Source organism: Rubrivivax sp. JA1055, assembly GCF_020966565.1.
In the GTDB taxonomy this organism is placed as follows: domain Bacteria; phylum Pseudomonadota; class Gammaproteobacteria; order Burkholderiales; family Burkholderiaceae_C; genus Rubrivivax; species Rubrivivax benzoatilyticus.
In genome coordinates this window covers 276,798-300,090 of the sequence record NZ_JAJKFP010000005.1, presented here as the reverse complement: position 1 = coordinate 300,090, position 23,293 = coordinate 276,798, and the positions used below count along the sequence as shown (strand labels likewise).

The following is a 23,293-nucleotide window of genomic DNA, read 5'->3' as shown; positions in this document are numbered from 1 at the left end:
AGACAATCGCCCGATGTCGCTCGCCCGATTGCGTGATCCCATCGCCGCCGTCGCCACCGCCGCCGGCCGCGGCGCGGTGGGCATCGTGCGCGCCTCCGGCCCCGATCTCGCGCCGCTGGTGCAGGCGCTGTTCGGGCGCGCGCTGGCACCGCGCGCAGCGACGCTGCTGCCCTTCACCGCCGCCGACGGCTCGGTGCTCGACCGCGGCCTGGCGATCCACTTCCCGGCGCCCAACTCCTACACCGGCGAGGACGTGCTCGAGCTGCAGGCCCACGGCGGCCCGGTGCTGCTGCAGCTGCTGCTGGCGCGTGTGCTCGAGGCCGGCGCCGGCATCGGCCTGCGGCTGGCGCGCGCCGGCGAGTTCACCGAACGCGCCTTCCTCAACGACAAGATCGACCTCGCCCAGGCCGAGGCCGTGGCCGACCTGATCGACGCCAGCACCGAGGCCGCCGCGCGTTCTGCGGCGCGTTCGCTGGACGGCGCGTTCTCGGCCGAGATCCACACGCTGGCCGGACGCATCGTCGAGCTGCGTGCGCTGGTCGAGGCGACGCTGGACTTCCCCGAGGAGGAGATCGACTTCCTCGAGAAGGCGCGGGCGCGCGAACGCCTGGACGCCATCGAAGCCGCGATCGGCGCCGCCCTGGCGCGCGCGCGCCAGGGCGCGCTGCTGCGCGAAGGCATGCGCGTCGTCATCGCCGGCCAGCCCAACGTCGGCAAGAGCTCGCTGCTCAACGCGCTGGCCGGTGCCGAGCTGGCGATCGTCACGCCGATCCCCGGCACGACACGCGACCGTGTCGCCGAGACGATCCAGATCGAGGGCGTGCCGCTGCATGTCGTCGACACCGCGGGCCTGCGCGAGCACGCTGCCGACGAGGTCGAGCGCATCGGCATCGGCCGCAGCTGGGAAGCCATCGCAGGTGCCGACGCCGTGCTCTTCGTGCACGACCTGACGCGCCGCGGCGACGCCGCCTACGAGGCCGCCGAAGCCGAGATCGCCACGCGCCTGCAGGGCGCCGACGTGCTGCACGTGCACAACAAGGCCGACGCCGCCGCACAGGTGGCGGGCGACGGCGTCGTGCTGTCGGCCAAGGCCGGCACCGGGCTGGAGACGCTGCGCCGCGAGCTGCTGCGCCGAGCCGGCTGGCAGGCCCAGCCCGACGGCGTGTTCATCGCGCGTGCGCGCCATGTCGACGCGCTGCAGCGCACGCTGGCCCACCTGCACCTGGCCCAGGCCCACGCCGCGCAGCGCGACGCCGCGCTGGACCTGCTGGCCGAGGAACTGCGCCTGTCGCACCAGGCGCTGGGCGAGATCACCGGCGAGTTCGGCACCGAGGATCTGCTGGGCGAGATCTTCGGGCGGTTCTGCATCGGCAAGTGACTCGCCGCGGGCCTCCCCGGCTCCCCGGCCCGCAGCTCGAACCCAAAACGCAGACGCCCGCGCAGGCGGGCGTCGGGGGTCGCTTGCGGGCGATGCCCGCGATCGGCTCAGTGGCCCTCGAAGCTCACCAGCGTGAACAGCGGCAGCCCGGAGTCGCGCAGCCGCTGCGAGCCGTGCAGCTCGGGCAGGTCGACGATGGCCGCCCCTTCGATGACCTCGGCGCCCAGGCGCTCGAGCAGCTTGCGGCCGGCCATCATCGTGCCGCCGGTGGCGATCAGGTCGTCGATCAGCACGACGCGGTCGCCGCGCTTGACGGCATCGGTGTGGATCTCGACGGTGGCCGAGCCGTACTCCAGCTCGTAGCTCTCCTCGACCGTCGTGAACGGCAGCTTGCCCTTCTTGCGGATCGGCACGAAGCCGATGTTCAGCTCGTAGGCCAGCACCGAACCGATGATGAAGCCGCGTGCGTCCAGCCCGGCGATCGCCGACGGGCGCACGTCGAAGTAGCGGTGCACGAACTGGTCGATCAGCACGCGGAAGACGCGCGGGTTCGACAGCAGCGGGGTGATGTCGCGGAATTGCACGCCCGGTTCCGGCCAGTCGGGCACCGTCCGGATGTGGGTCTTGATGTATTGCTCCGGGCTCATGGCGCGGGATGATAGGCGCGGCCCCGCGGCCGGCCGCTCGCCGCCGCGATGGCGATTGACTTGGAGCAAGAGCCGGCGGTGGCCGGCGTCGGGTGCAGGAGACGTCAGCCGCGCAGCAGCCGCTGTTCGGCCCGTGCCAGCGCCTCCGGCAGCCCGGAGAGCACCAGCGTGTCGCCGGCGCCGAGCACGGTGTCGTCGGCCGGCTTGCCCGGCGGGCCCGACGCCCGCCGGACCGAGATCACGCCGACCTCCAGCGCACCCAGCGCCAGGTCGGCCAGACGTTCGCCGATCGCCGCCGCCGCCGGCGGCAGCGTGACGGTGGCCAGGCGCTCCTGCTGCAGGTCGCCGGCGGTGTCGTCGTCGGCGCCGTGGAAGTAGCCGCGCAGCAGGCTGTAGCGGGCATCGCGCGCGTCGCGCGCCAGGCGGATGACGGTGCGCATCGGCACGCCGACCAGCGCCAGCGCGTGGCTGGCCAGCATCAGCGAGCCTTCGATGGCCTCGGGCACGACCTCGGTGGCGCCGGCCGCGCGCAGCGTCTCCAGGTCGGAGTCGTCGATGGTGCGCACGATCACCGGCACCGCCGGTGCGTGTTCGTGCACCAGGCGCAGGATCTTCAGCGCCGACGGCGTGTCGGGGTAGCTGACGACGACGGCGTTGGCGCGCGCCAGCCCGGCGGCCATCAGGCTCTGCAGCCGCGCCGCGTCGCCGAAGACCACGCTCTGCCCGGCGGCGGCGGCCTGGCGCACGCGGTCCGGGTCCAGGTCCAGCGCCATGTACGGGATGTGCTGGGTGTCCAGCATGCGCGCCAGGTTCTGGCCGCTGCGGCCGTAGCCGCAGATGATCACGTGCTTCTCGGTGCGGATCGCGCGCTTGGCGATCGAGGTCAGCTGCACCGACTGCATCAGCCAGTCGCTGGCGGCGAGCTTCATCACGATGCGGTCGGCGTGCATGATGATGAACGGCGTTGCCAGCATCGACAGCACCATGCTGGCCAGGATCGGGCTCATCCACTCGGCGTCGACGAGGCCGCGCTCGGCGCCCAGCGTCAGCAGCACGAAGCCGAACTCGCCGGCCTGTGCCAGGTACAGGCCGGTGCGCAGCGCGACGCCCGGCGCGGTGCGGAAGCCGCGCGCCAGCGCCGCGACGAGCGCGAACTTGGCGGCCACCGGCACGGTGGTCAGCAGCAGCACCAGCGGCCACTGGTCGAGCACCGGGCGCCAGTCCAGCTTCATCCCGATGGTGATGAAGAACAGCCCCAGCAGCACGTCGTGGAAGGGCCGGATGTCGGTCTCGACCTGGTGCTTGTATTCGGTCTCCGCGACCAGCATGCCGGCGACGAAGGCCCCCAGCGCCAGCGACAGCCCGGCGTGCTCGGTCAGCCACGCCAGGCCCAGCGTGACGAGCAGCAGGTTCAGGATGAACAGCTCGTCGCTCTTGCGCCGCGCCACCAGCGTCAGCCACCAGCGCATCACCTTCTGGCCGCCGACCAGCAGCACGGCCAGCAGCCCGGCGGCCTTCAGCACGGCCCAGCCGAGCGACACCAGCAGCTGCTCGCCGCTGGAGTTCAGCGCCGGTATCAGCACCAGCAGCGGCACCACCGCCAGATCCTGGAACAGCAGGATGCCCATCACGCGCCGGCCGTGTTCGCTCTCGAGCTCCAGGCGCTCGGCCATCAGCTTGACGACGATGGCCGTCGACGACATCGCGATCGCCCCGCCGAGCACCACCGCGCCCTGCCAGGACATGCGCCACGGGTCGCCGGTCAGGCGCTGGTACAGCGCTGCCAGCAGCAGGTGGCCGGCCAGCGTGCCGATCATCGTCAGCGCGACCTGCGACAGCCCGAGGCCGAAGACCACGGTGCGCATGCTGCGCAGCTTGGGCAGGTTGAACTCCAGCCCGATCACGAACATCAGGAAGACGACGCCGAACTCGGCGAGGTACTTCACGCCGGCGCTGTCCTGGGCGAGCGCCAGCGCGTTGGGGCCGATCAGCACGCCGACCACCAGATAGCCCAGCATCGGCGGCAGCTTCAGCGAACGGCAGACCACGACCCCCAGCACCGCGGCGACGAGGTACAGCAGGACGAGTTCGAGGGTGGTGGCCATCTAGAATCCTTCGATCCTATTCGACCCCGCACGCCCCATGACCTCGCCGCGCCCCTTCGACCCCCAGCGTGCGCTCGAACTGGCCACCCGCACCTTCGAGATCGAGGCGCGTGCGCTGCTCGGCCTGGCCGAACGCCAGCGCGAAGGCTTCCCGGCCGCGGTGCAGGCGATGCTCGAATGCCGCGGCCGCGTGGTCGTGATGGGCATGGGCAAGAGCGGCCACGTCGGCCGCAAGATCGCCGCGACGCTGGCGTCCACCGGCACGCCGGCTTTCTTCGTCCACCCGGCGGAAGCCAGCCACGGCGACCTGGGCATGCTGATCGCCGGCGACGTCGTGCTCGCGATCAGCAACAGCGGCGAGGTCGACGAGCTCGCCGCCATCCTGCCGGCCCTGCGCCGCCTCGGCGTGACGATCATCGGCATGACCGGCAAGCCGGGCTCGACGCTGGCGCGCCATTCCGACCACGTGCTCTCCTGCGCCGTCGACCAGGAGGCCTGTCCGCTGAACCTGGCGCCGACGGCCAGCACGACGGCGCAGATCGCGCTCGGCGACGCGCTCGCCGTGGCGCTGCTCGACGCGCGCGGCTTCCGCGAGGAGGACTTCGCGCGCTCGCACCCGGGCGGCAGCCTGGGCCGCAAGCTGCTGATGCACGTGCGCGACCTGATGCGCAGCGGCGACGCCGTGCCGCGCGTGGACGCCGGCGCCAGCTTCGCCGACGTGCTGCGCGAGATGACGCGCAAGGGCCTGGGTTTCACCGCGCTCGTCGATGCCGACGGCCGGCCGGTCGGCATCTTCACCGACGGCGACCTGCGCCGGCTCATCGAACGCGGCGCCGACCTGCGCGACCTCACCGCCGGCGACGTCATGCACGCCGGCCCCAGGCTGATCGCCGAGGACGCGCTGGCCGTCGACGCCGCCGGCCTGATGGAGCAGCACCGCATCACCAGCGTGCTCGCGGTCGACGCCGAGGGCCGCCTGGTCGGCGCGCTGAACTCCAACGACCTGATGCGCGCGAAGGTCATCTGAGATGGCGGCGATCCAGTTCGCCCCCGAGCTGCTGCTGAAGGCGCAAGGCGGCGCCACCGGCCTGAAGGCCGCGATCTTCGACGTCGACGGCGTGCTGACCGACGGCCGCATCTACATCGGCGCCGACGGCGAGAGCGTCAAGGCGTTCTCGACGCTGGACGGCCACGACCTGAAGCTGCTGCGCCAGGCGGGCATCGAGCCGGTGGTCATCACCGGGCGCGACTCGCCGGCGGTGCGCCGCCGCGTCGCCGACCTGGGGCTGACCGAAGCCGTCTACGGCGTGCACGACAAGCTGGCCGCTGCGGCGGCGCTGCTGGCGCGCCGCGGCTGGAGCTGGGACGAACTGGCCGCGATCGGCGACGACTGGCCCGACCTGCCGCTGCTGGTGCGTGCCGGCTTCGCCTGCGCCCCGGCCAATGCGCACGTCGAGGTCAAGGCCGTGGCGCACCACGTCACCACGGCTGCCGGCGGCCATGGCGCGGCACGCGAGTTCTGCGACCTGCTGCTCGTCGCCTGCGGGCGCTACGAGGCGCTGCTGCGCGGCCATCTGACCTCGCTGGACACGGCCTGAGCGGCGATGAGCGTCGAGCTGCACCTGCCCGACCTGCCCGAGGTGCCGATCAGCGTCGGCCCGGGGCCGCGCCGGCCGGGCGACGCGCCGCCGCCACGCGTGCCTTGGGCGCTGCGTGTGCGCGACGCCGTCTCGGCCTACCTCCCTCTGCTGCTGATGGCTGCGCTGGCCCTGGCGACCTGGTGGCTGGTGAAGAACACGCCGTCGGCGCCTCGCGTGTCCGCGGAGCAGGCGGTGCGCCAGGAACCCGACTACACGATGAACGACTTCGCGCTCGAGCGTTTTGCTGCCGATGGCCGGCTGAAGGTGCGCATCGAAGGCGCGCAGCTGCGCCACTACCCCGCCACCGACCAGATCGAGGTGGACCGCGTGCGCATCCGCGCCGTCACGCCCGACGGCCGCGTCACGCTGGCCGACGCCCGGCGGGCGCTTGCCACGGGCGACGCCAGTGAAGTCCAGTTGCTGGGCGCCGCGCACGTCACCACCACCGACGCCAACGGCCAGACCATCCGCATGGACGGCGACTTCCTGCATGCCTTCCTCGTCAGCGAGCGGGTGCGCAGCCACCTGCCGGTGCGCGTGACGGCGCCCGACGGCGCGGTCTTCGAGGCGCGGGGGCTGGAGTACGACCACGGCCTGCGCAAGCTCGACCTCAGCGGCCCGATGCGCGGCGTGTTCCCGCCGCGAGCGTCGCGATGAGCGCGCCGCTGGTTTTCATCACCGGGGCGTCCAGCGGCATCGGCCAGGCGCTGGCGCTGCGTTACGCGCGTGCCGGCTGGCGGCTGGCGCTGGTGGCGCGGCGCGTCGACGAGGTTCGCGCCTGGCTCGCGGCGCAGGGCCTGGGGCCGGAGCAGGCGGCGGTCTACCGTGCCGACGTGGCCGACATCGACGCCATGGCCGCCGTCGGGCGCCAGTGCATCGAGACCCAGGGGCTGCCGGACGTCGTCATCGCCAATGCCGGCATCAGCGTCGGCATGGACACGGCGATCCGCGACGATCTGGAGGTCCTGCGCGAGACGCTCGCCATCAACAACGTCGGGCTGGCCGCCACCTTCCATCCCTTCGTCGCCGCAATGCGCGAGCGAGGTGCCGGCACCCTCGTCGGCATCGCCAGCGTGGCGGCGATCCGTGGGCTGCCAGGGCACGGGGCCTACTGCGCGAGCAAGGCTGCCGTCGTCGCCTACTGCGAAAGCCTGCGAGGCGAGTGCCGTGACAGCGGCGTGAAAGTCGTGACGCTCCTGCCCGGGTATGTCGCGACGCCGCTGACGGCGCGAAATCCGTACTCCATGCCCTTCTTGCTGCCTGCGGACGAGTTCGCCGAACGCGCGTTTCGTGCGATTTCGGCCGGGATCAGCTATCGCGTGATCCCCTGGCAGATGGGCGTGGTCGCCAAACTGCTGCGCCTGCTTCCCAACGCGCTGTTCGACGCCGTGTTCGCCGGCCGCGGCCGCAAGCCCCGTCGCGGCGAGCACTGACGGCGGTCTCAGAGGCCGGCGCGGCCCACGGCCTGACTCGCCTGAGCGGCTCACTGCCGCGCGCCCGGCGCGCGATGCCGGCAGACGAAAAAAAGGCGCCGGACCTGTCGGCCCGCCGCCCTTCTTTTTGATCAGTGCGGCCCGGACGCGATGCCCGGGCCAACCGGCACTGGATCAGTAGCCGCCGCGGCCACCGCCGCCGTAGCCGCCACCACCACCACCGTAGCCACCGCCGCTGCCGCCGCGATTGCCACCGCCGTAGGGGCCACGGCCACCGCCGCCACCGCCGTAGGGGCTGCGGCCACCGCCGCCGCCGCCACCGCCGTAGCCGCCGCCACCACCGCCGCCGTAGCTGCCGCCACCGCCGTAGCCGCCGCCACCGCCGCTGCGGAAGCCGCCCGGACGGTCTTCACGAGGACGGGCCTCGTTGACCACCACCGCGCGGCCTTCCAGGGACTGGCCGTTCATGCCGTTGATCGCGGCTTGCGCCTCGGCGTCCGAGCCCATCTCGACGAAGCCGAAGCCCTTCGAGCGGCCGGTTTCGCGGTCCATCATCACCTTGGCGGACGTGACGGTGCCGAATTGCGCGAACGCTTGTTGCAGAGAGTCGTCGCGCACCGAATACGCAAGGTTGCCGACGTACAGTTTGTTACCCACAGAGAAGCCCTCTATCTAGAACCAAGGAGCCATGCGGAGCTTCTACCCTTGCGTGAACCATTCATTTCAAAGGCGCGGCTACCAGACACAGACCGGCCTATTATGGGTGCCGCCGGCCGCGGCCTGTAAAGAGGGCGGCCGTCAAATGTTGTTTTCGACCCCCCAGGCAAACCCGAAATCCGGGGTTGTGCCCCCTAATTTGATACCTCGGCGTTGATCGGGCCCCTCGGCGCCCGCTTCGTGCGTCGACGCGCGGGCTGGCGCACGGCCGCGGCGTCCGCAAGACCGGGCCTGTCCTGAAGCGGCAAGGCGAGGCAGCCCGCTACCATCGCCGCAATGGATCTCCTCAAGCCGCTGATCGCCTTGCTCGCGATCGTCAACCCGCTCGGCGTCGTCCCCTTTTTCATCCATTTCACGCAGAACTTCTCCCCCGAGCAACGCCGGCGCACGATCCGCATCAGCGCCTTCACGGCCTTCGTCGTCATCGCCACCAGCGCGCTGGCGGGGCTGAAGATCATCGAGTTTTTCGGCATCTCGATCGCCTCGTTCCAGGTCGGCGGCGGCCTGCTGCTGATGCTCAGCGCAGTCGCCATGCTCAACGCCCAGCCCGCCGAGACCAAGCCCGCCGACGTCAGCGAGGGTGACCAGCGTGTCGACGCCGGTGCCAGCATCGCGGTGGTGCCGCTGACGATCCCGCTGCTCACCGGCCCGGCGACGATCTCGACGATGGTCATCTACGCCGAGCGCACCCGGCACTGGTGGCAGCTGGCGGTGCTCGTCGGCTACGGCGTCGTTGTCGGCGTCGCGACCTTTCTGGCCTTCACCGCCTCCGAGCGCATCGCCGGCTGGCTGGGCCGCACCGGCATCAACGTGATGACGCGGCTGATGGGCCTGATCCTCGCGGCGCTGGCCGTGGAGATCATGGCCGAGGGCCTGCTCAAGCTCTTCCCGGTGCTCGCCAGCCCGCTGACCTGAGTCCCGGCGACACCCACGACAACGACAGGAGACACCCATGACCCCCGCCCGTTCCTGGCCGTCGGCCACGTGGTGAGCGCCGCCGAGTACGACGTCGTCATCGTCGGCGGCGGCACCGCCGGCTGCCTGCTCGCCAACCGGCTGTCGGCCGGGCGCACGCGCCGCGTGCTGCTCGTCGAGGCCGGCGGCCGCGACGACTACCACTGGATCCACATCCCGGTCGGCTACCTCTATTGCATCGGCAACCCGCGCACCGACTGGCTCTACCAGACCGAACCCGACGCCGGGCTCAACGGCCGCAGCCTGCGCTACCCGCGCGGCAAGGTGCTGGGCGGCTGCTCCAGCATCAACGGCATGATCTACATGCGCGGCCAGGCACGCGACTACGACGGCTGGGCCGCGGCGACGGGCGACGCCAACTGGCGCTGGGAGCACTGCCTGCCGTACTTCCGCCGCCACGAGGACCACTGGCGCGGCGGCGACGCGCTGCACGGCCACGGCGGCGAGTGGCGGGTCGAACGTCAGCGCCTGCGCTGGGACATCCTCGACGCCTTCGCCGCCGCGGCGCGCGAAGCCGGCATCCCGCCGACCGAGGACTTCAACCGCGGCGACAACGAAGGCGTCGGCTACTTCGAGGTCAACCAGCGTTCGGGCATCCGCTGGAACACCAGCAAGGCCTTTCTGCGCCCGGCGCTCGGGCGCGACAACCTGCAGGTCTGGACCGGCGCGACGGTGACCCGAGTGCTGCTCGATGGCGGCCGCGCGACCGGCATCGAGGTGCGCCCGCTCGGCGGCGGCGAGCCGCTGGTGGTTCATGCCCGCCAGGAAGTGGTGCTCGCCGCCGGTGCCATCGGCACGCCGCAGATCCTGCAGCTCTCGGGCATCGGCCGTGGCGACTGGCTGCAGCCGCTGGGCATCGAGACGCGGCACGAACTGCCCGGTGTCGGTGCCAACCTGCAGGACCATCTGCAGATCCGCGCGGTCTACGCCGTCGAGGGCACACGCACGCTGAACACGCTGTCGGCCAGCATGCTGGGCAAGGCGCGCATCGCCGCCGAGTACGCGCTGCGGCGCAGCGGCCCGATGAGCATGGCGCCGTCGCAGCTGGGTGCGTTCACGCGCTCGTCGCCGGCCTACGCGGCGCCGAACATCGAGTACCACGTGCAGCCGCTTTCGCTGGACGCCTTCGGCGAGCCGCTGCACCGCTTCGACGCCTTCACCGCCAGCGTCTGCAACCTGAACCCCAGCGCACGCGGCGAGGTCCGGCTGGCGTCGCCGCGGCCCGAGGACGCGCCGCGCATCGCGCCCCACTACCTGTCGACCGCCGAGGACCGCCAGGTCGCCGCCGACTCGCTGCGGCTGACGCGCCGCATCGCCGCGATGCCGGCCCTGGCGCGTTACCGCCCGCGTGAGATCAAACCCGGCCCGCAGTACCGGAGCGACGAGGAACTGGCCCGTCTGGCCGGTGACATCGGCACGACGATCTTCCATCCCGTGGGAACGTGTCGCATGGGGCGGGACGACGATCCCGGCGCGGTCGTCGACGCGCGCCTGCGGGTGCGCGGCCTGGCGGGGCTGCGCATCGCCGATGCCAGCGTGATGCCGACGATTACCAGCGGCAATACCAATTCTCCGACCCTGATGATCGCCGAACGTGCAGCGGAGTGGATCGCGGGCGGCGGGTAAGTCCCGATGTCCGAGCTGAAACGCACCGCTACATTGTTTCCACTCGCGCCGCGTCGGGGCCTCTACAGAGGGCCCGGTGCGGCAGGCGGGGAGTCGAGGAGACAAACAGACGCCCAGCTTGGCGCCGCCGCACATCAAACGAACATGGCGGTGTCGAGCTGACGGCCACGACGCACGAAGGGGCGCCACCGGATCCGGTGGCGCCCTTTTCGCTTTCTGGTGCCGGGTGCGGCGGAGAAGCCCGGTCATGCGCCCGCTGTTGTGCCGATGCCGCCCGGCCCCGGGGTCTACGATGTGCGGGTTCTGCCTTCGCTTCACCTGCATCCTCCGAGCCGCCCATGTCCGTCAACGCCGAACTGCGAACGCTGGAGATCGACATCCCGGCGCAACCCGAGGCGCTCGTCAAGCTCTCGCTGCTGCTCGCCGAGGAGGAGGTCAACCTCACCGCCGCCGCCTCGCTGATCGAAGCCGACATGGCGCTGGCCGCCGCGGTGCTGAAGGCGGTGAACTCGTCGCTCTACGGCCTGCGCGGGCGCGTGCAGAGCGTGCAGCAGGCGATCACGTACCTGGGCATGCGCGAGATCGCGGCCATCACCTTCGAGATCGGCCTGCGCGCCGCCTTCCCGCCGGCGGCCGAGCTCGATCCGCTGTGGGCGCGCGCCGCCAGCCGCGGCCTGGTGATGGGGCGCATCGCGCACAAGCTCTCGCTCGACGCCTGGGCCGCGCACTCGGCCGGGCTGTTCGAGGAATGCGGCAAGGCGGTGCTGTTCCGCCACGCGCCGGATCACTACCGGGCGATGCTGCGCGCCGCACGCTCGGACACCGAACTGCTGACGCTCGAGCACGCCGGCTTCGGCGTCAGCCACGACGCGCTGGGCGCTGCGCTGTGCGAGAGCTGGGGCCTGGGCCAGGCCGCGGTGGCCTGCGTGCGCCACCACGTGCTGCTGCAGTTCGGCCTGGAGTTCCCGCCGCAGATGCCGCCCAACCGGCGCGCCATCGGTGCCGTCTCGGTGATCGCGCACGCGCTGATCAACGAACCCGAAACCGTCGACGAGGTCACCGCGACGATCGCGCCGCTGGCCGAACTCGACGTCACGCTGGCGCTGCGCAGCGTGCGCCAGGTGCAGGAACAGCTCGCCGACGCGCTGAGCCACGGGCGCTGACTGCGGGTCGTCCCGGTCACGTGTTCGCGGGGTGACGTGCACTCGCATTGGCCGGGCCTCGTCGTAAGCCCTGAGTCAGCCGCACGAAGCGGCCGCTAGTCTGGCCGCGTCCGGGCCCCGTCGCGGCCCGCGGGTGGCCGCCATGTCCGAGACGATCCCCGACACCGTGCCCGACGACGCGCTCGCGCTGCAGCGCCTGTGGCACTGGGAGAAGACCGCGCCCGGGCGCATCGCCTTCACCCAGCCCGGCGGCGGCACGCTGCGCGACATCTCCTGGGCCGAGGCCGTCGGCCAGGCGCGGCGCATGGCGGCGCATCTCGTGTCGCTCGGCCTGCCGCAGGGCTCGTGCATCGCCATCCTCGGCAAGAACAGCGCGCACTGGCTGATGGCCGACTGGGCGATCTGGATGGCCGGCCACGTCTCGGTGCCGCTGTACCCGACGCTGGCCGCGGCCACCGTGCGCCAGGTGCTGGAACACAGCGGCGCGCGCCTGCTCTTCGTCGGCAAGCTGGACACGTGGCACGAGATGAAGGCCGGCGTGCCCGAGGGCCTGCCCTGCGTCGAGCTGCCGCTGGGCCCGGCCAGCGGCGCGCCGCGCTGGGACGACATCGTCGCCGCCAACTCGCCGCTGGCCGGCGAGCCGGTGCGCCCCGGCGACGAGCTCTGCACCGTGATGTACACCTCGGGCACGACCGGCGCGCCCAAGGGCGTGATGCACCGCTTCTCGCACTTCGCCTGGGCGCTGCAGTCGGGGCTGCGGCGCATCGGCGGGCTGGATGCCGACGCGCGCATGCTGAGCTATCTGCCGCTGTCGCACGTCGCCGAGCGCACGCTGGTCGAACACGGGCAACTCGCCAGCGGCATGCGCGTCTATTTCGCCGACACGCTGGAGACCTTCGCCGAGGACCTGCGCCGCGCGCGGCCGACGGTGTTCTTCTCGGTGCCGCGGCTGTGGCTCAAGTTCCAGCAGGGCGTGCACGCCAAGATGCCGCCGTCCAAGCTGAACACGATGCTCGCCGTGCCCGGCCTGGGCCGCATCGTGCGGCGCAAGGTGCTGGAAGGCCTGGGGCTGGACGCCTGCCGCTTCGCCGCCGGCGGTGCCGCGCCGATGCCGCCCGACCTGCTGCGCTGGTACGCGCGCCTGGGGCTGGACGTCGTCGAGGTCTACGGCATGACCGAGAACTGCGGCATCAGCCACGCCACGCTGCCCGGCCAGCCGCGCCCCGGCACCGTGGGCCTGCCCTACGACGGCGTGCAGTCGCGGCTGGATCCGCAAAGCGGCGAGATCCAGATGCGCTGCCCGGCGCTGATGACCGGCTACTACCGCGAGCCGGAGCTCACGCGCGAAGCCTTCACCGCCGACGGCTGGCTGCACACCGGCGACCAGGGCGAGTTCGACGACGGCGGCAACCTGCGCATCACCGGCCGCGTGAAGGACCTGTTCAAGACCAGCAAGGGCAAGTACGTCGCGCCGGCGCCGATCGAGGACAAGCTGGTGATGCACCCGGCGGTCGAAGCCTGCTGCGTCAGTGGCGCCCACCTGCACCAGCCGCTGGGCCTGGTGATGCTGAACCCGGCCGCCGCGGCGCAGGCCGACGACGCCGAAGGTCGCGCCGCGCTGGAGCGTTCGCTGGCCGACCATCTGGCGACGGTGAACTCGCTGCTCGACCCGCACGAGCGCCTGGTCTGCCTGGTGGCGATGCGTGACGCCTGGACGGTGGCCAACGACCTCGTCACGCCAACCTTCAAGGTCAAGCGCGGACGCATCGAGGCGCTGTTCGCGCGCCGCTACGAGGAATGGACCGCCGGCGGCCGGCCGGTCGTCTGGTACGACGGCGCCTGATCAGGCGGCGCGCAGGCAGTCGACGATCTTCAGCCGAGCCGCGCGCCAGGCCGGCACGAAGCCGCCGATCAGCCCCATCGCCAGCGCGAAGCCGATCGCCTTGGCGCCGATGGCCGGCGTCAGGCGGAACTGGAAGGCGAGTTCGGAGAAGGTCGCGAAGTTGGTCGTCGAGACGTCGACGAACTGCATCAGGCTCGCCGCCGCCAGCCCGAAGACGCCGCCGACGAAGGCCAGCAGCAGCGACTCGCCGAGAAAGGCTACCAGCACCGCCTCGCGGCGGAACCCCAGCGCGCGCAGGGTGCCGATCTCGCCGACACGCGAGGCCACCGCGCCGAACATCGTGATCGCCGCGCCGACGATCGCGCCGGTGGAGAAGATCAGCGCCAGCGCCGTGCCCAGGATGCTGATGAAGTTGGCGAGCTGCTCGCTCTGCTCGGCGTAGAAGCGGATCTCGGGTTTGGCTTCCAGCGTCAGCCGCGGGTCGTCTTCCAGGCGCGCGCGCACCCGCTCGAAGGCCGCCGGGTCAGCGAGGCGGAAGATGACGCTGGAGTACGCGAGGCGCCGGAAGCCCTGCATCAGCTGTTCGGCGTCGCCCCAGATCTCCGAGTCGAAGCCGGTCTTGCCGGCGTCGAGGATGCCGACGACGGTCCAGTCGCGGCCGGCGAAACGCAGCGTCGAGCCCGGGGCGACGCCGTCGTAGCCACGTGCGACCGCGCGGCCGACGACGATCTCGGCGCTGCCGGGGCGGAAGAAGCGGCCTTCGACGATGCGCACCTGCGGCCGCAGCGCCAGCCCGTCGGCCGAGGTGCCGCGCAGCGTCACGTTGCCGGGTTTGCCGTTGCGCTTGACGAGGCTGTTCAGCACCACCGGCTCACGGCTGACCAGCGGCTGGCCGGCGGCGTCGGTGGCGATGCCGGGCAGGCTCTCGATGACGCCGGCCTGCTCGCGCGCGATCGCGCTGGTGATCTCGGCCGTGGAGCCCTTGCGCAGCACGACGACGTTGTCCGGCTGGCCAGTGGCCACCAGCGTCGCGCGGATGCCCTCGGTCATCATCAGCACGGTGGCGAAGACGAAGACCACCAGCGCCATGCCGCCCGCGGTGAGCGCCGTCGTCACGCGCCGCACCCAGAGGTTGCGTGCGATGTAGGCGAGCGGGACGGCGCGGCGCATCGGCTGTCAGGCCACGTGTCTCAAGCCGTCGACGATGTCGATGCGGCTCGAGCGCCAGGCCGGCCAGGCCGCCGCGGCGACGCCGACGACCAGCGCCGCCAGCAGCTGCAGCGCGATCGTCTCCGGCGCAACGCGGAACACCGGGAACAGCGTGCCGACGGCGTTGGCGAAGGCCGAGGCCAGCGGCAGCGTCACCAGCACGCCGAGCACACCGCCGATCGCGGCGATCAGCAGGCTCTCGCCGAACAGCAGCTTGACGACGAACTCCGGCGGGAAACCCAGCGCCTTCAGCGTCGCGTACTCGGCCAGGCGCTCGCGCGCCGTCATCGCCATCGTGTTGGCCATCACCGCCATGATGATGACGATGACGATCAGGCTCACCGCCTGCAGCGCCACGAGGATGGCCTCGCTCATCGACACGAAGCCGAGCTGGAAGGCCTTCTCGGTCTCGGTCAGCGTCTCGGCCAGCGAGTTGCGGAACATCGTGTCGATGCGCTGGCCGACGAGCGCGGCGTCGTTCGGGTCGCGGATGCCGACGACGAACACGCCGACCGAGTCGCTGCGGCCGGCGAACCGCTGGCGCTGGATCTCGTTGATGTAGCCCCAGTGCATCAGCATCTGGTTCTCGTCGACGCCGGGGTCGGCGCCGCGGTAGATGCCGCGGATCGTGAAGTTCCAGGTGCCGCTGTAGATCGTGCCGCGCAGCGGCACCGTGTCGCCGACCTGCCAGCCGTACTTGGCCGCCAGCACGCGGCCGACGAGCACGCCGCGGCGGTCGCGTTGCCAGGCCGTGCTCTCGGCGTCGTCGACGACGAACTCCGGGTACAGCGGCAGGTAGCTCGCGCCGTCGACGGCGAACTGCGGGAAGAAGTTGCGCTCGGTGATGTAGACGCCGCCGAACCAGTTCGACCAGCTCACCGCGGTGACCCCGTCGACGGCGCGCAGCCGCTCGGCATAGGCCAGCGGCAGCGGCACCGTCAGCGAGGTCGCGCTGCGCACGATGAGCCGCGTGCTGGAACTCGCGTTGGCGCCGGCGTACCAGGCGTCGACGATGGTGCGCAGCAGCCCGAAGGCGCAGACCGCGACCATCAGGCCGACGATGGTCAGCAGCGTGCGCAGCCGGTGGCGGAACGCGTTCTTCAGCAGCAGGCGCAGCAGGAACACCGCGTCGCCCCGTTCAGCCGGCCTCGGCCTCGTCGACCAGCACGCCCTTTTCCAGGTGCACCAGGCGGTGCGCCCGCGCCGCGGCCTTGGGGTCGTGGGTGACCATGACGATGGTCTTGCCGAGTTCGGCGACGAGTTGCTCCAGCAGCGACAGCACCTCCTCGCCGGTATGGCGGTCGAGGTCGCCGGTGGGCTCGTCGGCGACGATCAGCGTCGGGTCGCCGACCAGCGCGCGCGCGATCGCCACGCGCTGCTGCTGGCCGCCCGAGAGCTCGTTCGGATAGTGCCCGGCGCGGTCGGCCAGCGACACCAGCGCCAGCGCCTGGGCGACCCGCTCGCGGCGCTCGCGTGCCGTGAGGTTGGTCAGCAGCAGCGGCAGCTCGACGTTCTCGGCCGCGGTCAGCACCGGCAGCAGGTTGTAGAACTGGAAGATGAAGCCGACGTTGGCGGCGCGCCAGTCGGCGAGCTGGCCTTCGTCGAGCGTCGCGATGTCGGTGCCGGCGATCTCGATCGTGCCGGCGCTCGGCTTGTCGATGCCGGCCACCAGGTTCAGCAGCGTGCTCTTGCCCGAGCCGCTGGGGCCCATCAGCGCGACGAACTCGCCGGCGTGCACGTCCAGGTCGATGCCTTCGAGCACCGGGATGTCCTGCTCGCCGCGGCGGTAGGTCTTGCGCAGGCCCTGGATGCGGATCAGCGGCGGCGTGTTCACTTGGCCACCGTCACGCGCGTGCCGGCGGCCAGCGTGTCGGCGGGCGCGAGCACGACACGCTCGCCGGGCTTCAGCGTGCCGGGCGCGATCTCGACGACGTCGCCCAGCGTGCGGCCGACGCTCACCGGCACCGCTTCGAGCCGGCCGTCGGCACCGATGCGCAGCACGACGCGGCGGCCGTCGCGTTCGACGACGGCCTTGGGGTTGAGCGCCATCACCGGCTGGCGGTCGGCCTCGGTCGCGGCCTGCGACAGGAAGACCACGCGGGCCGCCATCTCCGGCAGGATGCGCGGGTCCAGCGTTTCGAAGCGGATCTTGGTCATCACCGTCGCCTTGGCGCGGTCGACGGTGGGCACGATGCGCGCGACGCTGCCGGCGAATCGTTTGTCGGGCAGCGCGTCCAGCGCGATCTCCACCGGCTGGTCGATGCGGATGCGGCCGACGTTGGCCTCCGACACGTCGGCCTCGACCTCCAGCGTCGACATGTCGGCCATCGTGACGACGGCGCCGAGCGCGCCGGTGGCGCTGGACAGCGGCGTGATCAGGTCGCCGACGTTGGCGTTCTTGACCAGCACGACGCCGTCGAAAGGCGCGCGGATCTCGGTGTTGTCGCGCGCGACCCGCTGCACGTTGAGCTGGGCGCGTGCCTGGGCGATGGCGGCGTCGGCGGCGGCCAGTGCGGCGGCGGCGGCGTCGGTGCGGCGCTGCGCCGCGTCGACGGCCTGCGGCGAGACGAAGCCCTGGTCCTTGAGCCCCAGCGTGCGTTCCAGGTCGGCACGCGCGTTGTCGAGCTCGACGGCGGCCTGGCGCCGCGCAGCCTCGGCCTGGCGCACGCCGGCTTCGGCGGCGATGACCGTCGGCAGCACGTCGGCGGCGTCGATGCGTGCGAGCAGGTCGCCGGCCTTGACGACGCTGCCTTCACGCACCGCCAGCTCGACCAGCCGGCCGGTGGCCTTGCTGGCCACCGCGGCGCGGCGCTGGGCGACGACGTAGCCCGAGGCGTTGAGTTCGGCGAAACGGGCCGACGGATAGGCGCTGGCGACGCTGGTGGCCTGCACCTCGGGCGCACGCCGGCTCCAGGCGGCGACGGCCAGTGCCGCGGCGAGGCCGGCGGCGGCGAGCCAGATCCAGCGCCGGCCACGGCGCCGGGGGGCCGCACCGCGCGCGGCGGTCAGCGGCTTGAGCATCGGGCGGGCCGGGGCTTGGGGTTCGCTCATGGTGTGCGGGCCGGTGGCCCGACTCAGGGTTCGGACGATTCGATGACGCCGCCGCCGAGGCAGACCTCGCCGTCGTAGACCACGGCCGACTGGCCGGGCGTGACGGCCCACTGCGGCTCGGCGAACGAGAGCACGACGGCCTCGCCGTCGCGGCGCAGCGTGCAGGCCGCGTCGGCCTGGCGGTAGCGTGTCTTGGCGGCCAGCGCGCCGTCGGCCGGCGGCGTGCCGGCGACCCAGGCGCAGTCGCCGGCGGCGAGCGTGCGCGACAGCAGCCAGGGGTGGTCGTGGCCCTGCACGACACGCAGCACGTTGCGCTCGAGTTCCTTGCGTGCCACGTACCGGGGCGCGTGTTCGCCGCCGCCGGACTTCAGGCCGCCGATGCCCAGGCCCTGGCGCTGGCCCAGCGTGTAGAAGCTCAGGCCGACGTGGCGGCCGACGACGCGGCCGCGTTCGTCCTCGATGTCGCCCGGCGCCTGCGCCAGGTAGCGGTTGAGGAACTCGCGGAACGGGCGCTCGCCGATGAAGCAGATGCCGGTCGAGTCCTTCTTCTTCGCGTTCGGCAGGCCGATCTCGGCGGCGACGCGGCGCACCTCGGTCTTGGGCAGCTCGCCGACCGGGAACATCGTGCGCGCCAGCTGCGCCTGGTTCAGGCGGTGCAGGAAGTAGCTCTGGTCCTTGGCCGGGTCCAGGCCCTTCAGCAGCTCGAAGCGGCCGTCGCGTTCGCGCACGCGGGCGTAGTGGCCGGTGGCGATGCGCTCGGCGCCCAGGCGCATCGCGTGGTCGAGGAAGGCCTTGAACTTGATCTCGGCGTTGCACAGCACGTCGGGGTTGGGCGTGCGGCCGGCGCTGTATTCGCGCAGGAACTCGGCGAAGACGCGGTCCTTGTACTCGGCGGCGAAGTTGACGTGCTCGAGGTCGATGCCGATGACGTCGGCCACCGCCGCGGCGTCGAGGAAGTCCTGGCGCGACGAGCAGTACTCGCTGTCGTCGTCGTCCTCCCAGTTCTTCATGAAGAGGCCGACGACCTCGTACCCCTGCTGCTTGAGCAGCCAGGCGCTGACGGCGGAGTCGACGCCGCCGCTCAAGCCCACCACCACGCGACCCTTGTCCTGCATGGGCTGGATTATCCGCGGCGCCCCGAAAGCCTGCCTTGCGCTGCCGCCGTCACAATGCGCGCCGATGAACGACGCCGCCGCCCCTGCCTTCGAGGTCCGCGACAGCCACGTGCACGGCCTCGGCGCCTTCGCCACGCGCGACCTGCGCCGCGGCGAGCGCCTGGGCCTCTACGCCGGCCGGCGCTGGAGCCCGGCCGAGATCGAGCGCCTGGACTGGGACAACGCGCTGACCTATTTCTTCGGCCTGTCCGACGGCTCGATGATCGACGGCCGCGAAGGCGGCAACGGCACGCGCCACTTCAACCACTCGTGCGCGCCCAACTGCGCGGCCTACGAGGTCGAGGACGAAGACGGCAGGCTGCAGATCGCCATCGAGGCCCGGCGCGCCATCCGTGCCGGCGAGGAGCTGTTCATCGACTACTCGCTGGACATCGGCGACGAGGACCCGGCGGGCTTCGCGTGCCACTGCGGCGCGCCGCGCTGCCGCGGCACGATGGCCGCGCCGCCGCTCCGCAAGAAGGCACGCCGGCGCGGCTGAGCCTCAGGCCGCGGGGCGATACCCGCGCGGGATCGCCGCCAGCAGGCGCTTCGTGTAGTCCTGCTGCGGCGCCAGCAGGATCTGCTCGGCGCTGGCCTGCTCGACCACCTGGCCGTCCTTCATCACCATCACCTCGTCGCTGATGAAGCGCACCACCGACAGGTCGTGGCTGATGAAGACGTAGGCCAGGCCGAGTTCGTCCTGCAAGTCCTTCAGCAGGTTCAGCACCTGGGCCTGCACGCTGACGTCCAGCGCCGAGACGGCTTCGTCGAGCACCAGCACCTCGGGCTCCAGCGTCAGGCAGCGTGCGATGGCGACACGCTGGCGCTGGCCGCCGGAGAACTCGTGCGGGTACTTGCCGAAGGCGCGGCCGTCCAGGCCGACCTTCTCCAGCAGCGTGCGCGCACGCTGCTCGCGCTCGGCGGTGTCGGCGCCGATGCCGTGGATCGTCATCGGCTCGATCAGCGCCTGGCCGATCGTGAAGCGCGGGTTCAGGCTGGCGTACGGGTTCTGGAAGACGATCTGGATGCGCCGGCGCATCAGCTGGCGCTCGCGGTCGCTCAGCTTCAGCAGGTTCTTGCCGTCGAAGATGACTTCGCCGCCGGTGGGCTCGTGCAGGCGCAGCAGCGTCAGCCCCATCGTCGTCTTGCCCGAGCCCGACTCGCCGACCACGCCCAGCGTGTGGCCGCGGCGCAGCTTGAAGTTGACGTCGCGCACCGCCTTGAACTCGCGCTTGCCGAACAGGCCTTCCTTGAGCCAGAAGCTCTTGGCCAGCGAGCGCACCTCCAGCACCACCGGCGCCTCGGCGTCCTTGGGCTTGGCCGTGGCGGCCGCGCCGCGGCCGGCGATGTGGTCGTCGATGACCATCAGCCGGCCCGGGTTGTGGTCCAGCGCCGGGCGGCAGGCGAGCAGCGCCTTGGTGTAGGCGTCCTGCGGCGCGGCGAAGATCTGCGCCACCGGGCCGCTCTCGCGGATCGCGCCGTGGCGCATCACGACGACGCGGTCGGCGATCTCGCCGACCACGCCCAGGTCGTGGCTGATGAACAGCAGGCTCATGCGGTGGCGCTCGCGCAGCTTGCCCAGCAGCTCCAGCACCTGGCGCTGGATCGTCACGTCGAGTGCCGTGGTCGGCTCGTCGGCGATCAGCAGCTTGGGCTCGCAGGCCAGCGCCATCGCGATCATCACGCGCTGCTGCTGGCCGCCGGACATCTCGTGCGGGTAGGCCAGCAGGCGGCGCTTGGGCTCGGGGATGCCGACCTCGCCGAGCAGCTCCTCGGCACGCGCCCAGGCCTGGCGGCGCGTCAGCCCGAGGTGGCGCATCAGCGGTTCGGCGAGCTGCTGGCCGACGTTGAACACCGGGTTCAGCGAGCTCATCGGGTCCTGGAAGACGCAGGCGATCTCCTTGCCGCGCAGGGCCTGCAGCTCGCGCAGCGAGGTCTGCAGCAGGTCGCGATCACGCCACAGGATGCGGCCGCTGCGCTCGGCGTTCTCGGGCAGCAGGTTCAGCACCGACATCGCGGTGACGCTCTTGCCCGAGCCCGACTCGCCGACCAGCGCGACGGTGGTGTTCTCGGGCACGTCGAACGAGATGCCCTTGACGGCCTGGGCGCGCTGGCCCTGGCCCATGCGGAACTCGACCTTCAGGTCCTGGATGGAAAGCAGCGGGGTCATCGTCGGGACGGTGTCGTGCGCGGTGCTCATTCCAGCCCCCGCAGCTTCGGGTCGAGCGCGTCGCGCGCGGCGTCGGCCATCAGCGAGAACGCGGTGACGAACACCGCCATGAAGCCGGTGGCCGCGGCGAGCTGCCACCAGTAGCCCAGGATCAGGTCGCTCTGCGCCTCGGCGAGCATCGTGCCCCAGCTCACCTGGTCGACCGGCACGCCCAGGCCCAGGTAGGACAGGATGACCTCGGCCTTGATGAAGCCGACGACCAGCAGCCCCATGCGCACCAGCACGACGTGGCTGACGTTGGGCAGGATGTGGCGGAACATGCGCGACATGCGCGACGCGCCGATGGCCTCGGCAGCGCGCACGTACTCGCGGCTGGAGTGCTTGATGAACTCGGCGCGCACCTGACGGTACATGCCGGTCCAGCCGGTGAAGCCCAGGATCAGCACGACGGTGTCGATGCCCCGGCCCAGCACCGCGGCGAAGGCGAAGATCAGCAGGATGCCCGGCACCGACTCGAAGACGTTGTAGAGCCACTCCAGCGCGTCGCCGATCTTGCCGCCGAAGAAGCCGCTGAAGGCACCCAGCAGCGTGCCGATCGTCGTCGCGACGACGGCCGCCAGCACGCCGACGAAGACCGAGATCTGCGTGCCCTTGATCGCCTTCTCGAGCACGTCGCGGCCGAGGCGGTCGCCGCCCAGCGGCAGCGTCTCGGCCTTGGGCGTCTCCTCGGTCTTCAGCTTGGCGGCGCGTTCGGCCCACTCGGCATAACGCGGCGCCAGCGGGTCGACGTCGGACAGGTCGACGTTCGGGCCCTTCGGGGCCGCGATCGCCGTCGTCTCGGTGGCTTGGGCCGGGCCCATGAAGCTCGGTGGCGCGTTGGCCACGCCGACCTCGCGCTGCCAGTCGCCGGCGACGACGCCGCCCCAGGACAGCAGGATCAGCAGCAGGAAGGCGACGACGACGACCAGCGAGGCGACACCGACGCGGTCGCCCTTGAAGCGGCGCCAGGCGGCGTGCCAGACGCCTTCGGAACGTTGCTGGGCCGCGTCGACGGCGGCCGGGGAAGACATGACGGCACTCACTTCAGCACCACGCGCGGGTCGACGACCTTGAACATCAGGTCGGTCATCAGGTTGATCAACATCGTCAGCACGGCCAGGTACACGGTGACCGCCTGGATCACCGGGTAGTCGCTGCGGTTGACGGCCAGCAGGACCTCGCGGCCCAGGCCGGGGATCGAGAAGAAGACCTCGATCAGGAAGGAGCCGACGAAGATGCTGGGCAGGGCCAGGCCGATGTTCGTCAGGATCGGGATCATCGCGTTGCGCAGCACGTGCTTGAACAGCACCGTGCCTTCGGTCATGCCCTTGGCGCGCGCGGTGCGAACGTAGTCCTGGCCGAGTTCGTCGAGCAGGAAGCTGCGGTACAGCCGGGTCTGCGGTGCGATGCCCACGGCCACCGCCAGCAGCACCGGCAGCGGCGCGTAGGTCAGCAGGTTGGTCAGCGTCGAGTCGCTCCAGCCCTGCACCGGGAACCAGCCCAGGCGGAAGCCGAAGAAGTACTGGCCGACGATGACGTAGACCAGGAAGCTGATCGACAGCGCCACCGTCGTCACGACCATGATCGTGCGGTCGGTCAGCGAGCCGCGGCGGTAGGCCACCCACATCGCGATCGGCAGCGCCAGCAGCGTGTCGAGGATCAGGATCGGCACCATCACCGTCAGCGTCGCCGGCAGGCGGCTGGCGAACAGGCTGGACACCGGCTCGTTGGTCGCCCAGCTGTGGCCCCAGTCGAAGGTGAGGATCGACTTCACGAAGATCCACAGCTGCACCGACCAGGGCTGGTCCAGGCCCAGCTCCTGGCGGATCGCCGCGATCTGCTCGGGGGTCGCGTTGAGGCCGCCCAGGATTTCCGCGGGGTCGCCGCCGAAGAACTTGAACAGCAGGAACACCAGCAGCACGACGCCGGCAAGCGTCGGGATCATCTGCCACAGGCGTCGTATCAGGTAAGCCGCCATCTGGGAATCGACGTGAAGCGGGCCCCGCTCGTGCCGGGGCCCGTGTTACAGGATGCGCGAGTGTAGGGGCGCCGACGGGGCTTGCCCGCCGGGGCATTCCCCCGCGAAGGCGCGGGGCAAGCACGACACGCGCCAGGCCCTGGCGGGGCACGCCGCTTGCGAGCC

General features: G+C 71.5%; 21 protein-coding genes. 10 read left to right on the top strand and 11 right to left on the bottom strand.

Annotated elements, in window-relative coordinates; translation table 11 throughout:
- Positions 1-13: 13 nt before the first annotated feature.
- Positions 14-1,378 (top strand): tRNA uridine-5-carboxymethylaminomethyl(34) synthesis GTPase MnmE, encoded by a 1,365-nt coding sequence (mnmE, locus tag LOC65_RS08080; protein WP_230247154.1) that lies wholly within the window; start codon positions 14-16, stop codon positions 1,376-1,378.
- A 107-nt stretch (positions 1,379-1,485) separates the two neighbouring features.
- Here the strand turns inward: mnmE and LOC65_RS08075 are convergent, their stop codons facing one another.
- Together LOC65_RS08075 and LOC65_RS08070 are read right to left on the bottom strand one after the other, a co-directional pair.
- Positions 1,486-2,025, bottom strand: coding sequence for an adenine phosphoribosyltransferase (locus tag LOC65_RS08075; protein ID WP_009856725.1), 540 nt, complete (start codon positions 2,023-2,025; stop codon positions 1,486-1,488).
- Between the two features lie 104 nt (positions 2,026-2,129).
- Entirely contained in the window at positions 2,130-4,130 is a 2,001-nt protein-coding gene (locus tag LOC65_RS08070) for a monovalent cation:proton antiporter family protein (protein WP_009856726.1), read from the bottom strand.
- A 37-nt stretch (positions 4,131-4,167) separates the two neighbouring features.
- Here LOC65_RS08070 and LOC65_RS08065 point away from each other — a divergent pair, with 37 nt between their 5' ends.
- Genes LOC65_RS08065 through LOC65_RS08050 form a run of 4 tightly spaced genes read left to right on the top strand, consistent with a single transcriptional unit; the run spans position 4,168 to position 7,203 of the window.
- The gene (locus LOC65_RS08065; RefSeq protein WP_230247153.1) at positions 4,168-5,157 is read left to right on the top strand and encodes an SIS domain-containing protein; all 990 of its coding nucleotides are present in this window, start codon (positions 4,168-4,170) and stop codon (positions 5,155-5,157) included.
- 1 nt (position 5,158) lies between these two features.
- The gene (locus LOC65_RS08060; protein ID WP_230247152.1) at positions 5,159-5,728 is read left to right on the top strand and encodes an HAD family hydrolase; all 570 of its coding nucleotides are present in this window, start codon (positions 5,159-5,161) and stop codon (positions 5,726-5,728) included.
- A gap of 6 nt (positions 5,729-5,734) precedes the next feature.
- Positions 5,735-6,427 carry an LPS export ABC transporter periplasmic protein LptC gene (gene lptC, locus LOC65_RS08055; RefSeq protein WP_009856729.1) on the top strand — a complete coding sequence of 231 codons (693 nt, stop codon included), beginning with the start codon at positions 5,735-5,737 and terminating at the stop codon, positions 6,425-6,427.
- The gene (locus tag LOC65_RS08050) at positions 6,424-7,203 is read left to right on the top strand and encodes an SDR family oxidoreductase (RefSeq protein ID WP_009856730.1); all 780 of its coding nucleotides are present in this window, start codon (positions 6,424-6,426) and stop codon (positions 7,201-7,203) included. Before lptC ends, LOC65_RS08050 begins: the two co-directional genes overlap by 4 nt.
- 174 nt (positions 7,204-7,377) lie before the next feature.
- Here the strand turns inward: LOC65_RS08050 and LOC65_RS08045 are convergent, their stop codons facing one another.
- A complete protein-coding gene (locus LOC65_RS08045; RefSeq protein WP_230247151.1) occupies positions 7,378-7,860 on the bottom strand; it encodes an RNA-binding protein in 483 nt (160 codons plus the stop codon).
- A gap of 336 nt (positions 7,861-8,196) precedes the next feature.
- On the opposite strand from LOC65_RS08045, the gene LOC65_RS08040 reads away from it, so the two are divergent.
- From LOC65_RS08040 to LOC65_RS08025, 4 genes are all read left to right on the top strand, one after another.
- Positions 8,197-8,835, top strand: a complete 639-nt coding sequence (locus LOC65_RS08040) for a MarC family protein (RefSeq protein WP_230247150.1) — start codon at positions 8,197-8,199, stop codon at positions 8,833-8,835.
- Positions 8,836-8,907: 72 nt separating this feature from the next.
- Positions 8,908-10,521: a GMC family oxidoreductase gene (locus LOC65_RS08035; protein WP_230247149.1), complete on the top strand. Its 1,614-nt coding sequence runs from the start codon at positions 8,908-8,910 to the stop codon at positions 10,519-10,521.
- Positions 10,522-10,859: 338 nt separating this feature from the next.
- Positions 10,860-11,684 (top strand): HDOD domain-containing protein, encoded by an 825-nt coding sequence (locus LOC65_RS08030; protein WP_009856734.1) that lies wholly within the window; start codon positions 10,860-10,862, stop codon positions 11,682-11,684.
- A 142-nt stretch (positions 11,685-11,826) separates the two neighbouring features.
- Entirely contained in the window at positions 11,827-13,527 is a 1,701-nt protein-coding gene (locus LOC65_RS08025; RefSeq protein ID WP_230247148.1) for an AMP-binding protein, read from the top strand.
- On the opposite strand, the gene LOC65_RS08020 is transcribed toward LOC65_RS08025, so the two are convergent.
- From LOC65_RS08020 to mnmA, 5 genes are read right to left on the bottom strand one after another with little or no spacing between them, the layout of a single operon-like run.
- Entirely contained in the window at positions 13,528-14,697 is a 1,170-nt protein-coding gene (locus LOC65_RS08020) for an ABC transporter permease (protein WP_230247147.1), read from the bottom strand.
- Between the two features lie 6 nt (positions 14,698-14,703).
- The gene (locus LOC65_RS08015) at positions 14,704-15,861 is read right to left on the bottom strand and encodes an FtsX-like permease family protein (protein ID WP_230247146.1); all 1,158 of its coding nucleotides are present in this window, start codon (positions 15,859-15,861) and stop codon (positions 14,704-14,706) included.
- A gap of 13 nt (positions 15,862-15,874) precedes the next feature.
- On the bottom strand, positions 15,875-16,570 hold the full coding sequence (locus LOC65_RS08010) for an ABC transporter ATP-binding protein (RefSeq protein WP_164962391.1): 696 nt from the start codon (positions 16,568-16,570) through the stop codon (positions 15,875-15,877).
- Positions 16,567-17,757, bottom strand: a complete 1,191-nt coding sequence (locus LOC65_RS08005; RefSeq protein ID WP_230247310.1) for an efflux RND transporter periplasmic adaptor subunit — start codon at positions 17,755-17,757, stop codon at positions 16,567-16,569. The genes LOC65_RS08010 and LOC65_RS08005 overlap by 4 nt, the downstream gene beginning before the upstream one ends.
- Before the next feature lie 53 nt (positions 17,758-17,810).
- Positions 17,811-18,902 (bottom strand): tRNA 2-thiouridine(34) synthase MnmA, encoded by a 1,092-nt coding sequence (gene mnmA / locus LOC65_RS08000; RefSeq protein WP_230247145.1) that lies wholly within the window; start codon positions 18,900-18,902, stop codon positions 17,811-17,813.
- Positions 18,903-18,966: 64 nt separating this feature from the next.
- Here mnmA and LOC65_RS07995 point away from each other — a divergent pair, with 64 nt between their 5' ends.
- A complete protein-coding gene (locus LOC65_RS07995; RefSeq protein ID WP_230247144.1) occupies positions 18,967-19,440 on the top strand; it encodes an SET domain-containing protein in 474 nt (157 codons plus the stop codon).
- Between the two features lie 3 nt (positions 19,441-19,443).
- On the opposite strand, the gene LOC65_RS07990 is transcribed toward LOC65_RS07995, so the two are convergent.
- Genes LOC65_RS07990 through LOC65_RS07980 form a run of 3 tightly spaced genes read right to left on the bottom strand, consistent with a single transcriptional unit; the run spans position 19,444 to position 23,128 of the window.
- Positions 19,444-21,111 carry an ABC transporter ATP-binding protein gene (locus tag LOC65_RS07990; protein ID WP_230247143.1) on the bottom strand — a complete coding sequence of 556 codons (1,668 nt, stop codon included), beginning with the start codon at positions 21,109-21,111 and terminating at the stop codon, positions 19,444-19,446.
- Positions 21,112-21,137: 26 nt separating this feature from the next.
- The gene (locus LOC65_RS07985; protein ID WP_230247142.1) at positions 21,138-22,181 is read right to left on the bottom strand and encodes an ABC transporter permease; all 1,044 of its coding nucleotides are present in this window, start codon (positions 22,179-22,181) and stop codon (positions 21,138-21,140) included.
- Between the two features lie 8 nt (positions 22,182-22,189).
- Positions 22,190-23,128 carry an ABC transporter permease gene (locus LOC65_RS07980; RefSeq protein WP_164962385.1) on the bottom strand — a complete coding sequence of 313 codons (939 nt, stop codon included), beginning with the start codon at positions 23,126-23,128 and terminating at the stop codon, positions 22,190-22,192.
- Positions 23,129-23,293: the final 165 nt, after the last annotated feature.

Bases quoted from the DNA above. Each gene is read 5' to 3' on its own strand.
- mnmE (WP_230247154.1), top strand. From the start codon at position 14: ATGTCGCTCGCCCGATTGCGTGATCCCATCGCCGCCGTCGCCACCGCC.
- LOC65_RS08075 (WP_009856725.1), bottom strand. From the start codon at position 2,025: ATGAGCCCGGAGCAATACATCAAGACCCACATCCGGACGGTGCCCGAC.
- LOC65_RS08070 (WP_009856726.1), bottom strand. From the start codon at position 4,130: ATGGCCACCACCCTCGAACTCGTCCTGCTGTACCTCGTCGCCGCGGTG.
- LOC65_RS08065 (WP_230247153.1), top strand. From the start codon at position 4,168: ATGACCTCGCCGCGCCCCTTCGACCCCCAGCGTGCGCTCGAACTGGCC.
- LOC65_RS08060 (WP_230247152.1), top strand. From the start codon at position 5,159: ATGGCGGCGATCCAGTTCGCCCCCGAGCTGCTGCTGAAGGCGCAAGGC.
- lptC (WP_009856729.1), top strand. From the start codon at position 5,735: ATGAGCGTCGAGCTGCACCTGCCCGACCTGCCCGAGGTGCCGATCAGC.
- LOC65_RS08050 (WP_009856730.1), top strand. From the start codon at position 6,424: ATGAGCGCGCCGCTGGTTTTCATCACCGGGGCGTCCAGCGGCATCGGC.
- LOC65_RS08040 (WP_230247150.1), top strand. From the start codon at position 8,197: ATGGATCTCCTCAAGCCGCTGATCGCCTTGCTCGCGATCGTCAACCCG.
- LOC65_RS08030 (WP_009856734.1), top strand. From the start codon at position 10,860: ATGTCCGTCAACGCCGAACTGCGAACGCTGGAGATCGACATCCCGGCG.
- LOC65_RS08025 (WP_230247148.1), top strand. From the start codon at position 11,827: ATGTCCGAGACGATCCCCGACACCGTGCCCGACGACGCGCTCGCGCTG.
- LOC65_RS08020 (WP_230247147.1), bottom strand. From the start codon at position 14,697: ATGCGCCGCGCCGTCCCGCTCGCCTACATCGCACGCAACCTCTGGGTG.
- LOC65_RS08005 (WP_230247310.1), bottom strand. From the start codon at position 17,757: ATGCTCAAGCCGCTGACCGCCGCGCGCGGTGCGGCCCCCCGGCGCCGT.
- mnmA (WP_230247145.1), bottom strand. From the start codon at position 18,902: ATGCAGGACAAGGGTCGCGTGGTGGTGGGCTTGAGCGGCGGCGTCGAC.
- LOC65_RS07995 (WP_230247144.1), top strand. From the start codon at position 18,967: ATGAACGACGCCGCCGCCCCTGCCTTCGAGGTCCGCGACAGCCACGTG.
- LOC65_RS07990 (WP_230247143.1), bottom strand. From the start codon at position 21,111: ATGACCCCGCTGCTTTCCATCCAGGACCTGAAGGTCGAGTTCCGCATG.
- LOC65_RS07985 (WP_230247142.1), bottom strand. From the start codon at position 22,181: ATGTCTTCCCCGGCCGCCGTCGACGCGGCCCAGCAACGTTCCGAAGGC.
- LOC65_RS07980 (WP_164962385.1), bottom strand. From the start codon at position 23,128: ATGGCGGCTTACCTGATACGACGCCTGTGGCAGATGATCCCGACGCTT.